The following is a 13,671-nucleotide window of genomic DNA, read 5'->3' on the forward strand; positions in this document are numbered from 1 at the left end:
ATCCGCGGGCGTGGGCAGCGACTCCGGCGCCGGGTCGGCGCCGGGCAGGCGCCAGGCCGCGACGCCGACCACGCGGCCGCCCGACCGCGCGACGTGCACGCGACCGACCGACAGGTACCGGTCGACGGACGGCCCGAGCCAGGCGGCGCACGCCTCCTCGCGCGTCGAGGCGTCGGGCAGCACCCAGGCGATCAGCGGGTTCGCGCGGTAGGCGCGGGCGAGGACCGTCCGGACGGCGGGGGAGTCGGCGGCCGACGCGCTGTCGAGGACGACGTCGGAGGCCATGCCCGAGGGTAGGGCGCCGCGCGTCCGGCTGGCCCGCGCACGCCGCTGGCCTACCCTGACGGGGTGAGCATCGCCGTCTGCCCCGGGTCGTTCGACCCCCTGACCCTCGGGCACGTGGACGTGATCCGCCGCGCTCGCTCCCTGTTCGACGAGGTCGTCGTGGGCATCGCCCGGAACTCGTCGAAGACCTCCTTGCTGCCGGTCGAGGACCGGCTGGCGGTGGCCCGCAGCGCGCTCGCCGAGCTCGACGGGGTGCGGGTCGAGGTGGTCGACGGGCTCCTGGCCGACTTCGTGCGGACGGTGGGCGCGTCCGCGGTGGTCAAGGGCCTGCGCGGCGGTGCGGACTTCGACGCCGAGCTGCCGATGGCCCTCATGAACCGGCACCTGTCCGGCGTGGAGACCGTGTTCGTCGTCGGCGACCAGAGCCTGGCCCACATCGCGTCCTCGCTGGTCAAGGACGTGGCCCGCTACGGCGGACCGATCGACGACCTCGTACCGGCGAGCGTCGCGGACGCGGTGCGGGCGGCACTTCGAGGAAGGGACGCACGATGACGGACGAGGACCCGACCACGCGGCCCGAGGGCCTCACGGGCGTGCTGGACGCCATCGGCACGGCCGTGGCGACCGCGCGCGCGATGCCGATGTCGTCCTCGGTGCTGGTCAACCGCGCCGAGCTGCTGGACCTGGTGGAGCAGGCGCGGGACGTGCTGCCCAGCCAGCTGTCCCGGGCGGACGAGGTGCTGGCCGACGCCGACGCGGCGCGGTCGGTGGCGCAGGCCGACGCGGACGCTCTGCTGGCCCAGGCGCGCGCGCAGGCCGCGGCCCTGGTCGAGCAGGAGGCGGTCGTGGTCGCCGCGCAGGAGCGGGCCGCGCAGATCGTCGCGGAGGCCGAGGAGACCGCCGACCGGCTCCAGCGGGACGCGGACGACTACTGCGACCGGCGCCTGGCCGACTTCGAGATCGACCTGGGCAAGGTGCTGAGCCAGGTCCAGGCGGGTCGCGCGAAGCTCGCCGGCCGCTTGGGCGCCGACGAGAGCTGAGACCTGCGCCACTCCCGGAGGATTTGGGCGGCCCCTGACCTGTGCCGTAGAGTTGTCCGTTGGTTCTGCCGCTCATGGCACGGACCGAGATCAACGAGGGGACCCTGGCCGTGCAGCGCCCTGTTCACCTCGATCCCCGTTCGCCGTTCGTGCTCGATTCGCACGAGCTCGGCCGACGTCCGGGATCGACGAGGACCGTGCAGCGCACCGTGGGCGCCCCGGAGGATCTCGGTACCGACGTGATCGGCATCCCCACCGGGACCGACGTCGAGCTGGATCTGCGGCTCGAGGCGGTCATGGAGGGGGTCCTGGTCTCCGGATCCGTCCGCGGCCGGGCGATCGGGGAGTGCGTCCGCTGCTTGGGCGAGGTGGTCGAGAACGTCGACGTCTCCCTGATGGAGCTGTACGTCTACCCCGAGCGCGCGGCGATCGCGGTCGAGGACGGGGACGACGAGGAGGACGTGCGCGAGCTGGAGGGCGACCTGGTCGATCTCGAGCCTGCGCTGCGGGACACGGTCGTGCCGGCTCTGCCGTTCCAGCCGCTGTGCCGACCCGACTGCCCCGGTCTGTGCTCCGAGTGTGGTGCACGGCTCGCGGACGACCCTGACCACTCGCATGAGACGCTTGACCCGCGCTGGTCCGCCCTGGGCGACCTGCTGGGTTCGAACGACGAGACGAAAGAGAGCTAGCCGTGGCTGTTCCGAAGCGCAAGATGTCGCGCAGCAACACCCGTGCGCGTCGGTCGCAGTGGAAGACCACTGCCACGACGCTCCACACCTGCCCGCAGTGCAAGTCCAACAAGATGCCGCACACGGCCTGCCCGACGTGCGGTACCTACAAGGACCGCGCCTACGCCGAGGCCGTCCGTACCGAGTTCGAGGCTCGCTGAGTCTCACGCTCGTCCGCCGCTGAGCATTGATGACCGGAGGACCGGCGTGAGTGCCGCGGCAGAACTTCTCGAGAAGCTCGGGGTCCACCTGGACCCCGAGCTTCTCGTGCTTGCCCTGACGCACCGGTCGTTCGCGCACGAGGCGGGCGGCATCCCGACCAACGAGCGGCTCGAGTTCCTCGGGGACTCGGTGCTCGGGCTCGTGGTCACCGAGTCGCTCTACCGGGCGCACCCCGACCTGCCGGAGGGCGCCCTCGCGAAGATGCGGGCGGCCACGGTGTCGCAGCGCGCGCTCGCCGTCGTGGCGCGCGAGCTCGACCTGGGCAGCTTCGTGCTGCTGGGCAAGGGCGAGCTGAGCACCGGCGGGCGGGACAAGGACTCGATCCTGTCGGACACGCTCGAGGCGGTGTTCGGCGCCGTGTACCTGTCGCACGGGCTCGAGCCCGCGCGCGGCCTGGTCGAGCGGCTGGTCGGCCCGTCGCTCGCGGCGGCCGCGGACCTCGGCGCCGGCCTCGACTGGAAGACGTCGCTGCAGGAGCTCTCGGCGGCGCTGGGCCTCGGGGCACCGATCTACGAGGTGACCGGCGAGGGCCCCGACCACTCCCGCACGTTCACGGCCCGCGCGCTCGTCGCCGGCGTGTCGCGCGGCGTCGGCGTCGGCTCCGCAAAGAAGCTCGCCGAGCAGGATGCCGCCGCGGACGCGTACCGGGCGCTCGCCCTCCTGCAGCAGGACATCTCCTCCTGACGTGCCCGAGCTCCCCGAGGTCGAGACCGTCCGCGACGGGTTGGCGCGGCACGTCCTGGGGCGTCGGGTCACCGGCGTCGAGGTCCGGCGGGACTACAGCGTCCGCCGGCACACCGGGGGACCGCTCGACTTCGCGGGCCGGCTCGACGGGCGCCGCCTCGACGCGGCGGTCCGGCGCGGCAAGTTCCTCTGGCTGCTGCTGGACGACGGCGACGACGCCCTCATGGCGCACCTCGGCATGAGCGGGCAGCTGCTGGTGCGGCAGCCGGGCGAGCCGCGGGTCGAGCACCCCCACCTGCGCGTCCGCGCCTCGCTCGACGACGGCTCCGCGCTCGACTTCGTCGACCAGCGCACGTTCGGGCACCTGAGCGTCCCGGACCTGGTGCCGACTCCGGACGGGCTGCCCGGCGGGCTCGGGTCACCGGCGCCGGTGGTCCCCGAGCCGGTCGCCCACATCGCGCGGGACCTGCTCGACCCCGCGCTCGACCACGACGCGCTGGTCGCCGCGCTGCGGCGTCGCCGGACGGGGCTCAAGCGCGCGCTGCTGGACCAGACGCTGGTCTCCGGCATCGGCAACATCTACGCCGACGAGGGCCTGTGGCGGGCGCAGCTGCACTACGCGCGGCCGACCGAGACCCTGCGACGGTCCGAGGTGGAGCGGGCGCTGGCCGGTGCGCACGAGGTGATGACCGAGGCGCTCGCGCAGGGCGGCACCAGCTTCGACGCCCTGTACGTCAACGTGAACGGTGCGTCCGGGTACTTCGACCGGTCGCTCGCCGTGTACGGCCAGGAGGGTCGGCCGTGCCCGCGCTGCGGCACCCCCGTGCGGCGCGACGAGTTCATGAACCGGTCGTCGTACTCGTGCCCGCACTGCCAGCCGCGTCCGCGGCGCGGTCGCTTCTAGCGTCGGACCACGTTCCGCAGCTTCCCTCCGGTGAGGAACGCCGTGAGGTTCGCCGTGACCAGCTCACCGGCGCCGATGGGCCGACCGCCCGCCGCGTGCGGGCTGACGAGGATGCGGGGCTCCGCCCAGAGCGGCGAGTCCGCCGGCAGCGGCTCGGTCTCGAACACGTCGAGCGCCGCGCCGGCCAGGCGCCCGTCCCGGATCGCCGCCAGCAGCGCCGCCTCGTCCAGGGTGGAGCCCCGGCCCACGTTCACCACCCACGCGTGGGACGGCAGCAGGTCGAGGACACCGGCGTCGACCGCGTGCCGGGTCTGGTCCGTGGCCGGCAGCAGCGAGATCAGGACGTCCGTGCGGGGCAGGTGGTCGGGCAGGTCGAACGCGGAGATGACGGGGTAGCCGTGGCGGTCGCCCGCGGTCGTGGCCACGCCCGTGACCTGCGCGCCGAGCGCGGTGAGCAGGGGCGCGAGCCGGGCAGCGATGGAGCCGAACCCCCAGACGAGCACGCGGGCACGGTCCAACGTGCGGAAGGACTGGCCCGGCTCGGTGTGCTGCATGCCGCCCAGGTCGTCCGCCCAGCGGTGCGCGTCCTGCGCGCGGACGAGCTCGGGCAGCCGACGCGCCGCGGCGAGCACGAGGGCGAGCGTGTGCTCGGCGACGGGGCCGTCGTGCAGGCCCCGGCCCGAGGTGATGACGACGTCGTCGGCGAACCCGGCGGCGAGGGCCGCGTCAGGCCCGGCGGCGAGCGTCTGCACCCAGCGCAGCCGCGTGAGCCGCCGCGCGCTGTCGGCCAGCTGCTCCGCGCCGTTGCCCCAGACGACCAGGGCCTCCGCGTCGAGGGCGTCGTCGGGCACCGGGTCGTGCACGTCGTACCGCAGCACCCGCACGTCCGCGGGGACGGTCGGCTCGTCGGTCATCGTGGAGGGCAGCAGGAGGGTCGTCACCCTCGTTACGATGCCATCGTGCCCCCCACCAGCGCCTCCGCAGGCCCCATCACCGTCATGATCATCGACGACCACGAGGTCGTCCGCCGAGGGATCGCGGAGGTGGTGGACCGCGCCGAGGGCATGTCGGTCGTCGCCGAGGCCGGTTCCGTGGCTGACGGCGCCCGTCGTGCCGCGCTGGTCCGTCCGCAGGTGCTCCTGGTGGACCTGCAGCTGCCCGACGGCACCGGCATCGAGCTCCTGCGCACGGTGCGCGAGACCCTGCCGACGGCCCGTGCCATCGTCCTCACGTCGTTCGACGACGACGACGCCCTGGCGGCAGCGCTCGACGCCGGCGCGGCCGCGTACCTGCTCAAGACCGTGCGCGGAGCCGAGATCACGGACGTCATCCGCGCGGTCGCGGCCGGCCGGGTGCTCCTCGACGAGCGCACGGTGACGCGCCGGAAGGCGGGCCACGACGACCCGACGGAGAACCTCACCCCCAGCGAGCTCAAGGTGATCGAGCTCATCGGGGAGGGCCTGTCCAACCGGGAGATCGCCGAGCGGCTGGGCGTCGTCGAGAAGACGGTGAAGAACCACATCACGTCGCTGCTGGCCAAGATGGGCCTGCAGCGACGCACCCAGGTGGCCGCGTGGGTGGCGTCGCGCAAGCACACCGGCTGGCGGGCCGAGCCGGGGCACTGACCCGTCAGGCCCGCAGACCCGCGGGCGACGGGTCCTCGCGCCAGAGCCGGGCGGTCAGCTGCTCGACCAGCTCCTCCAGCTGCGGCTCGTCGCCGCCGCTCCACTGGTCGACGATCCGGCGGAGCTCGACGCGCTCGTGCTCCCGGATCTCGTCGGCGACCACGTGCCCGGCCTCGGTCGGCGTCACCACGCCGTCCGAGACGTCGACCAGGCCGCGCGACAGCAGCGCGTCGGCCGTGGCCAGCACCCGGTCGCGCTCGACGCCCGAGTGGTCGACCATCGCGTCGATGGACCGGGAACCCTCGGCCGTGACGCGCGCGAGCATCCAGCACTGGCCCGGCGTGAGGTCGACGTCGAGGCCCTTGGTGAGGATCGCGTACGCCCGCAGCGGGTCCTGGTGGCCGACCTCGCGCCACAGCAGCAGGCGGAGCTCCTCGAAGGACGTCCGGCTGGCCGGCAGCGCGAACACCTCGCCCTGCTCGGGGCGGCTCGCGGCGGTCCGCAGCGTGACCTCCGGGATGAGCCAGGCCAGCGCGAAGGCGAGCGCGCCGACGGGGACGGCGTACAGGAAGATCGTGTGGATGGCGTCGGAGTAGCCCTCGAGGAACCAGTTCTGCACGTCGGCGCCGCAGCTCGCGAGGGCGGCGGACGTCGCGCTGAGGGCGGGACCCGAGCACGGTCCGACGGCGCCGGCCGGCGGAGCGACGGCCAGGTTCGACTCGAGGTGCGAGTTGAAGACGGTGCCGAACACCGCGACGCCGACACAGCTGCCGATCGTGCGGAAGAACGTGGCGCCGCTGGTGCCGGTCCCGAGGTCCCGGTACTCGACGGCGTTCTGCACCGCCAGCACCAGCACCTGCATGACCATGCCGAGCCCGGCGCCGAGCACGAACATCGACAGCCCCGACTGCAGCGAGGTCGTGTCCCGGCCCATGAGCGAGAGCAGGTACAGCCCCCCGGTGAACACGGCGGAGCCGAGGATGGGGAAGACCTTGTACCGGCCGGTCCGGCTGATGATCTGTCCGCTGGCGATCGAGGTGAGCAGCAGGCCCAGCATCATGGGGATCATCTGCAACCCGGAACCMGTGGGGCTCGCGCCCTGCACCTGCTGCAGGTAGAGCGGCAGGTAGGTGATGGACCCGAACATCGCGAAGCCGACGACGAAGCCGACCACTGCGGTCGTCGAGAAGACCCGGTTGCGGAAGAGCCGCAGCGGCATGACGGGCTCGGGCACGCGGGCCTCGACGAACCCGAACGCGATCACCGCGACCACGGCGAGCAGCGACAGCCCGAGCACCTGCGCCGATCCCCAGTCCCAGCTGGTGCCGCCGAGCGAGGTGACCAGCACGATGCAGGTCGCGGCCGTCGCCAGCAGGGTGATGCCCCACACGTCGATCTTCGGCGAGGTCCGCGCCTTGGTGACCGGGAGCACCGCGGCGACGACGGCGAGGGCCAGCGCGCCGATCGGCAGGTTGACGTAGAACACCCACCGCCAGCTCAGGTGGTCGACGAAGAACCCGCCGAGCAGCGGCCCGGCGACGCTGGAGAGCCCGAAGACCGCGCCGAACGCGCCCTGGTACCGGCCGCGGTCCCGAGGCGGCACCACGTCGGCGATGATCGCCTGCGAGAGCACCATGAGCCCGCCACCGCCGACACCCTGCACGGCCCGCCACGCGATCAGCTGCGCCATCGTCTGGGACGTGCCCGCGAGCGCGGAGCCGATCAGGAAGATGACGATGCAGGTGAGGAACAGGATCTTGCGGCCGTACAGGTCGCCGAGCTTGCCCCACAGCGGCGTCGTCACCGTCGACGCGAGCATGTACGCGGTGACCACCCAGGACAGGTGCTCCGCGCCGCCGAGGTCGCGGACGATGGTGGGCAGGGCCGTCGCGACGATGGTCTGGTCGAGCGCCGCCAGCAGCATGGCGAGCATCAGGCCGCCGAAGATGGCCCAGATGGCCCGTTGCGAGAGCTGACTCGGTGGTGCGTCGACCTGCGCTGCCATGAGCTCCCCCTCGACTCCCCAGCATCGTCGACCTGATTGCCTGGGGCTCGCAAGCGGTCAGCCGAGCGGCGCCTCCCACGAGAGCAGCGTGCCGCGTCCGTCGGGTGGGACGCCGAGGCTGAACGTCCCCCGGTGCTGCCGGGCCCGGGAGGCGAGGTTGCCCGTGCCGGAGCTGCGCGCGCGTCGCGCCGGGAGCCCCGTGCCGTCGTCCTGCACCTCGACCAGGACGACGCCGAGCGGCCCGTCGCCCCGGACGGAGACCCGGACCGTGACCGACGAGGCGTGCGCGTGCCGGGCCGCGTTGGCCAGGCCCTCCCGCACGACGGCGACCACGTCCGAGGTGAGCGCGGGGTCGACCCGCTCGTCCAGCCGGTCCTCGTCGACGCCCCCGTCGACGAGCGCGCGGCCGTCCAGGTTCACGACGAACGACGGCGCGAAACCCAGGCCGGTGCGCGCGAGGGACGCCTCCCGGCGCAGGCGCTCGACCAGTCCGGACGCCGCGTCCGGGTCGCGGAGCTCGTGCACGATCTGCCGGATCTGCCGGACAGAGCCGTCGACGTTGTCCAGCGCCTCGTCGACGATGCCGGCCAGCTCGGCCGGGTCGACGCCCCGTGCTGCGCGCCGCCGGACGGTCTCCAGCTGCATGCCGGTGGCGAACAGCTGCTGGATGGCGAGGTCGTGCAGGTCGCGCGCGATGCGCTCGCGCTCCTCGAGGAGCGCGGCGACGTCCTGGGCGTGCCGGGCACCGGCCAGCACGTAGGCGAGGGCCGCCTGGGCCGCGAACGACTCGGCCGTGGCCAGGTCGCCGTCGTCGAACGGGGGACCGCCGATCCGCCGCAGCAGGATGAGCACGCCGATGTCCTCGCCCGCGGACCGCAGCGGCGCGTACAGCGCCGGGCCGAACGCGCGCATCTCGGGGACGGCGACCCTGGGGGCCGCGGACAGCGACGGCAGCGTGAGGCCCTTGCCCTCGGTCATGACCGTCCAGGCACGGCCGCCCCGCGGCATGCGCGCGCCGAGGATGCGCTCGCTCTCGTGGCCGACCGCCAGCTCGACCAGGAGCTCGCCGCCCAGGCCGGGCAGCACGAGCGCCGCGGTGTCGGCGCCGGCGACCTCGCGGGCGGTGGACGCGATGTGGTCGAGCGCCTCCTCCTCGTCGATGTCCTCGAGCAGCATCGTGGTGATGGCCTGACCCGCGCGCAACCAGTGCTCGCGCCGCTCCGCCTCGGCGTACAGCTGCGCGTTCGCCACGGCGACCCCGGCGGCGGCGGCGAGGGCGAGCACGACGTCCTCGTCGTCCTGCGTGAAACCCCCGGCCTTCTCCGACAGGTACAGCTGCCCGAACACCTTCGGGCCCACGCGCACCGACGCCCCGAGGAACGACCCCATCGGGGGGTGCTCGCGGGGGAAGCCGCGGAAGGCCGGGTGCTCCCGCAGGTCCGCCAGCCGCAGCACGCCCGTGCTCGGGATCTGGCCCAGGACGCCCTGCGCGTGCGGCGCCGTACGCAGCGCCGCGGCGACCGCCGTGGGCACCCCGGTGAAGACGAAGGTGGTCGAGGTGCCGCGCGGGTCGACCACGTTGATCGCGCCGTAGCGGGCCCGCGTGAGCTCGGCGCTGACCTGGACGAACCGCTCGAGCACGGCCGGGAGGTCGAGCTCGCTGGCCACCGCCAGGATGGCGCCGAGCAGGTCCGTCAGGGCGTCGCCGGTGACGGGCAGCGTCGAGTCGGGGACCTCGGTGAGCCGACCCGTCTCATCGGGCACGCCCCACCTCCTGTCCGTCCGTCGCGCGCTCGCGGTCGAGCGCCTCACGGTAGCCGGGCGCGGTCGCGACCAGCTCCGCGTGGGTGCCGCGGGCGCGGACGTGCCCGTCCTGCAGCCACAGGACCTCGTCGGCGGCGGCCAGCGGCGTGAGCCGGTGCGTCACGACGACGACGCCCCGCGGGTCGCGCAGCAGGTCCGTGACGAGCGCGTCCGCCCGCTCCGGGTCGAGGTGCTCGGCGGGCTCGTCGACGAGCAGGAGCGGGGCCGGCGACAGCAGGGCGCGCGCGACGAGCAGCCGCCGCCGTTCGCCGCCGGAGACCGTCCGGGCGTCGGGCCCGAGCAGCGTGTCCAGGCCGTCGGGCAGCCCCTCGAGCCAGTCGCCGAGCCCGACCCGGCGCAGCACCGCCGCGGCCTCGTCTGCCGTGACGTCGCCGCGTGCCACGCGAAGGTTCTCGAGGACGGTCGTGCCGAACACGTGGGCGTCCTCGGTGCCGACGACGACCGCCGCGACCGTGGCGTCCCGCGACAGGTGGTCGACGTCGTGCCCGTCGAGCGTGAGAGCGCCGGCGCGCCGGGGGAGCAGCCCCGCGAGGGTGAGCAGCGTGGTCGTCTTGCCCGTGCCCGACGGCCCCACGATGGCGAGCGACCGGCCCGCGTGCAGGTCGAGGTCGAGCCCTTCGAGCACCGGCGTCGCTCCCGGCCAGCCGGCCGCGAGGCCGGTCGCGACCAGCGGGGGTCGCCCCGGCGCGGCGTCGGTCGGGGCGGGATCGGCGGGCGCGTCCAGGAGCTCCAGGATCCGCACGGCGGCCGCGCGCGAGCGCTGCACCTGGATGGCGGCGGCGGGCAGCAGCGACGTCGCCTCGAACGCCGCGAGCGGGGTGAGCACGATCACCGCGAGCTCGACAGGCGTGAGCTGCCCCGAGCCGACGGCCGGGACGCCGGTGAGCAGGGCCGCCAGCACGGCGACACCGACGGCGAGCTGACCCAGGCCGGCGGCCAGCGCGGCCGGCCMGGCTCCCGCGTCGGTCGCGGCGGCGAGGCGGGCGTCCGCGTCCCGCAGCGTGGCGAGCTGGTCGCCCGCGCGCCCGGCGACGCGCAGCGGACCGGAGTCGTCCAGCAGGCCGAGCGCGGCGGCGGTCATGTCGGAGCGGCTCTGCACGGCGCGCACCTCCGCGGTCCGGGCCGCACGGACGGCGATGAGGGGGGCGGCGATGCCCGCGACCGCCAGGCAGGCGGCGAGCGCGAGCCCGGCCGGCGGCCAGAAGGCGCACATCGCGACCACGGTGCCCACCCCGAGCGCGGCGGCGACGCCGGCCGGCAGGAGGCCGCGGACCACGACGTCGCCGACGGTGTCGACGTCGGCGCCGACGCGGGCGAGCAGGTCGCCGCGGCGCAGCCGCAGCAGGGTCTCGGGCCTCGCGACCGCGAGCCGGTCGTACAGCGTGGTGCGCAGCCGGGTCATCCCGCGCAGCGCGACGTCGTGGGACACCAGCCGCTCGAGGTAGCGCAGCACGCCGCGGCCGATGCCGAACGCCCGCACGGCGACCGTCGCCACCGAGAGCTGCAGCACGGGCGGCATCTGCGAGGCGCGGGCGATGAGCCAGGCGGACACCGCGGCCAGGGCCACGCCGCAGCCGAGCGCGAGGGTGCCCAGCAGGAGCGCCAGGGCGAACCGTCGGGGATCGATGTCGAGCAGCCGGACCGCCCGGCGCAGCGGCCCGGTCATGCGAGCACCTCGGCCGCCGCGCGGACCCGCACGACCTCGTCCGCGGCGGCCACCAGGGAGGGGCGGTGCGCCACGAGGAGCACGGTGCGGCCCGCAGCCCGCAGGGCGCGCACGGTGTCGAGCACCACCCGCTCTCCGGCGGCGTCGAGGTGGGCGGTGGGCTCGTCGAGGACCACGAGGCGGGAGCCCGCCAGCAGCGTGCGCGTCAGCGCGACCCGCTGACGCTGGCCCAGCGAGAGGCCCTCGCCGCCGCGTCCCAGCGGGGTGGCCCAGCCGTCCGGGAGGGCGCGGACCACCTCGTCGAGGCCGGTCAGAGCCGCGGCGGCCCGCCTCGCCGCGGCGTCGCCCCCGACGAGCTCCGCGACGGTCCCCGGCTCGAGCACGGGCCGCTGCGGGAGCCACGACACCTGCTCCCACAGCGAGGCGGGGTCGAGGTCCGCGAGGTCGACGCCGTCGAGGGTCGCGCGACCGGTGTCCGGCCGGAGCAGGCCGAGGACCACCTCCACCGCGGTCGTCTTGCCGACGCCGCTCGGACCCGTGAGCGCGACGACCGTCCCCGGCCGCACGACGAGGTCGAGGTCGTGGGGGGTGCCGCCGACGCCGACCCCGTCGAGCCGCAGCGTCGCGGTCCGCAGGTCCGGTGCCGCGCGGGTGCCCGCGACCGGGACCGGCGTCTCGAGCACCTCGAACGCCCGCCCGGCCGCCGCGACGCCGTCGGCCGCGGCATGGAACTGGGTGCCCACCTGCCGCAGGGGCAGGAACACCTCGGGCGCCAGCACGAGGACCGCGATCCCGGTCACCAGGCCCAGCTCGCCCCCGACCAGGCGCAGGCCGATGCCGACGGCGACCAGCGCCACGGACAGCGTGGTGAGCAGCTCGAGCACCATGCCGGACAGGAACGCGATCCGCAGCGTGCCCATGGTCGCCACGCGGTGGGCGTCGCCGAGCGCCTGCACCCGCGGCCCCGGGCCGCGCTCGCGGCCGTGCGCCCGCAGGGTCGGCAGGCCGGCCAGCAGGTCGAGCACCTGGGCGCCGAGGCGCTGCATGGTGACCAGGCCCTGCTCGGAGCGCCCCTGGGTCAGGCGGCCCACGAGGACCATGAAGATCGGCACCAGCGGCAGCACGGTGACGAGGATCGCGGCCGACACCCAGTCGAGCCCGAGCACCACGAGCAGGACGCCCGGCGTCACGGTCGCCGCGAGCACCAGCTGCGGGAGGTACCGCACGAAGTAGGGCTCGAGCGCGTCGAGCCCGCGCGTGGCGAGCGTGACGACCGCCGGGCCCTCGCCCGACGCGAGCCACCGCGGGCCCAGCTGCACCGCGTGCGCCACCACCTGCTCCCGCAGCTCGGCGACGGTCCGGGTGGCGGCCCGGTGCGCGAACCGCTCCTGCACGGCGATGACCAGCGCCCGTGCGACGACGACGGCCGCGAGCCACGCGATCGTCGGACCCAGCTGGTCCAGCGTCGCACCGTCGGAGACGGCGTCACCCAGCGCGTGCGCCAGCAGCAGCGCCTGCGTCACGACGAGCGCGCCGGTGACCACCCCGAGCGCGGCGGTGAGCAGGACGTAGCCGCGGGCCGATCGCGCGTACCGCAGCAGACGCGGGTCGAGCGGTCTCACTGGTCGACGGACGCGGGCTTGTTCAGGGCGGGCACCTTGTCGAAGGTCAGGCCGGCGGGGGCGGGGATGTGGTTCGCCGAGATGCGCCGGCGGAACACCCAGTAGGTCCAGCCCTGGTAGAGCAGCACGAGCGGGGTGAGCACGACGGCCACCCACGTCATCACCGTCAGCGTGTAGCTGGTCGACGAGGCGTTGGTGACGGTGAGCGAGTTGGCCGGGTCGAACGCCGGCATGACGTCCGGGTACATCGACCCGAAGATGAGCACGACGGCGGCGATGATGGCCACGACCGAGGCGAGGAACGCCCGGCCCTCCTGGCGGCGCTGCGCGGAGACCACCAGGACCACCAGCGCGCCGGCCGCGACGACCACGGCGGCCCAGGTCCATGGCACGGAGTAGGCCACCTGCGCCCACACGGCCCACGCGCCGGCGACCACCAGGGTGACGATCGACGACCGGGCGGCGAAGGCGCCCGCGCGGGCCCGGATGTCACCGTCCGACTTCAGCGCGAGGAACACCGCGCCGTGCGTGAGGAAGATGAGCGCCGTCGTCGCGCCCGCGAGCAGCGAGAACGGGTTGAGCAGCGCCCAGAACCCGCCCACGTACTGGTGCCCGGCATCCAGCTCGACGCCGCGGACCAGGTTGCCGAAGGCCACGCCCCAGAGCACGGCCGGCACCCACGACCCGACGATCAGGCACCGGTCGGCCAGGGACCGCCAGCGCGGGTCGTCGATCTTTCCGCGCCACTCGAACGACACGACGCGCACGATGAGCGCCAGCAGGATGAGCAGCAGCGGCAGGTAGAAGCCGGAGAACATCGTGGCGTACCACTCCGGGAACGCGGCGAACGTCGCCCCGCCGGCCGTGAGCAGCCACACCTCGTTGCCGTCCCAGACCGGGCCGATCGTGTTGATCATGACGCGGCGGTCGCGGTCCTTGGTGGCGCCGTCGCCGCGGGACAGCAGCCCGAGCAGCATGCCGACGCCGAAGTCGAACCCCTCCAGCACGAGGTACCCGGTCCACAGGACCGCGATGAGGATGAACCAGACGGTCGTGAGCTCCATGG

At 74.6% G+C, this 13,671-nt stretch carries 13 protein-coding genes and 1 pseudogene; 7 read left to right on the forward strand and 7 right to left on the reverse strand.

Going from position 1 to position 13,671, the window contains the following annotated elements; translation table 11 throughout:
* Positions 1 to 285: pseudogene (locus AC1DQC_RS17200) on the reverse strand (hypothetical protein); the annotation flags it as partial.
* A gap of 63 nt (positions 286 to 348) precedes the next feature.
* Between AC1DQC_RS17200 and coaD the strand changes: the two are divergent.
* The 6 genes from coaD to mutM all read left to right on the forward strand — a co-directional run bounded on the left by coaD (position 349) and on the right by mutM (position 3,863).
* Positions 349 to 837 (forward strand): pantetheine-phosphate adenylyltransferase, encoded by a 489-nt coding sequence (coaD, locus tag AC1DQC_RS17205; protein ID WP_477052454.1) that lies wholly within the window; start codon positions 349 to 351, stop codon positions 835 to 837.
* On the forward strand, positions 834 to 1,325 hold the full coding sequence (locus tag AC1DQC_RS17210; protein WP_477052455.1) for a hypothetical protein: 492 nt from the start codon (positions 834 to 836) through the stop codon (positions 1,323 to 1,325). Before coaD ends, AC1DQC_RS17210 begins: the two co-directional genes overlap by 4 nt.
* A 110-nt stretch (positions 1,326 to 1,435) precedes the next feature.
* Positions 1,436 to 2,014 carry a YceD family protein gene (locus tag AC1DQC_RS17215; RefSeq protein WP_456826412.1) on the forward strand — a complete coding sequence of 193 codons (579 nt, stop codon included), beginning with the start codon at positions 1,436 to 1,438 and terminating at the stop codon, positions 2,012 to 2,014.
* Between the two features lie 2 nt (positions 2,015 to 2,016).
* A complete protein-coding gene (rpmF, locus tag AC1DQC_RS17220) occupies positions 2,017 to 2,214 on the forward strand; it encodes a 50S ribosomal protein L32 (RefSeq protein WP_370505356.1) in 198 nt (65 codons plus the stop codon).
* Positions 2,215 to 2,260: 46 nt separating this feature from the next.
* Positions 2,261 to 2,959 (forward strand): ribonuclease III, encoded by a 699-nt coding sequence (gene rnc, locus AC1DQC_RS17225; protein ID WP_477052456.1) that lies wholly within the window; start codon positions 2,261 to 2,263, stop codon positions 2,957 to 2,959.
* Between the two features lies 1 nt (position 2,960).
* Positions 2,961 to 3,863 (forward strand): bifunctional DNA-formamidopyrimidine glycosylase/DNA-(apurinic or apyrimidinic site) lyase, encoded by a 903-nt coding sequence (gene mutM / locus AC1DQC_RS17230; protein ID WP_477052457.1) that lies wholly within the window; start codon positions 2,961 to 2,963, stop codon positions 3,861 to 3,863.
* Here the strand turns inward: mutM and AC1DQC_RS17235 are convergent.
* Entirely contained in the window at positions 3,860 to 4,804 is a 945-nt protein-coding gene (locus tag AC1DQC_RS17235; protein ID WP_477052458.1) for an NAD(P)-dependent oxidoreductase, read from the reverse strand. The genes mutM and AC1DQC_RS17235 overlap by 4 nt on opposite strands.
* Positions 4,805 to 4,861: 57 nt before the next feature.
* Here AC1DQC_RS17235 and AC1DQC_RS17240 point away from each other — a divergent pair, with 57 nt between their 5' ends.
* The gene (locus AC1DQC_RS17240) at positions 4,862 to 5,488 is read left to right on the forward strand and encodes a response regulator (RefSeq protein ID WP_477052478.1); all 627 of its coding nucleotides are present in this window, start codon (positions 4,862 to 4,864) and stop codon (positions 5,486 to 5,488) included.
* Positions 5,489 to 5,492: 4 nt separating this feature from the next.
* Here the strand turns inward: AC1DQC_RS17240 and AC1DQC_RS17245 are convergent, their stop codons facing one another.
* Genes AC1DQC_RS17245 through cydB form a run of 5 tightly spaced genes read right to left on the reverse strand, consistent with a single transcriptional unit; the run spans position 5,493 to position 13,669 of the window.
* Positions 5,493 to 7,493, reverse strand: coding sequence for an MFS transporter (locus tag AC1DQC_RS17245; protein ID WP_477052459.1), 2,001 nt, complete (start codon positions 7,491 to 7,493; stop codon positions 5,493 to 5,495).
* A gap of 57 nt (positions 7,494 to 7,550) precedes the next feature.
* Positions 7,551 to 9,257: a sensor histidine kinase gene (locus AC1DQC_RS17250; protein ID WP_477052460.1), complete on the reverse strand. Its 1,707-nt coding sequence runs from the start codon at positions 9,255 to 9,257 to the stop codon at positions 7,551 to 7,553.
* Positions 9,247 to 10,983 carry a thiol reductant ABC exporter subunit CydC gene (cydC, locus tag AC1DQC_RS17255; protein WP_477052461.1) on the reverse strand — a complete coding sequence of 579 codons (1,737 nt, stop codon included), beginning with the start codon at positions 10,981 to 10,983 and terminating at the stop codon, positions 9,247 to 9,249. The genes AC1DQC_RS17250 and cydC overlap by 11 nt, the downstream gene beginning before the upstream one ends.
* The gene (gene cydD / locus AC1DQC_RS17260) at positions 10,980 to 12,605 is read right to left on the reverse strand and encodes a thiol reductant ABC exporter subunit CydD (protein WP_477052462.1); all 1,626 of its coding nucleotides are present in this window, start codon (positions 12,603 to 12,605) and stop codon (positions 10,980 to 10,982) included. The genes cydC and cydD overlap by 4 nt, the downstream gene beginning before the upstream one ends.
* Entirely contained in the window at positions 12,602 to 13,669 is a 1,068-nt protein-coding gene (gene cydB / locus AC1DQC_RS17265; RefSeq protein ID WP_477052463.1) for a cytochrome d ubiquinol oxidase subunit II, read from the reverse strand. The genes cydD and cydB overlap by 4 nt, the downstream gene beginning before the upstream one ends.
* Positions 13,670 to 13,671: the final 2 nt, after the last annotated feature.

The organism is Cellulomonas sp. P4_H12, assembly GCF_056400905.1.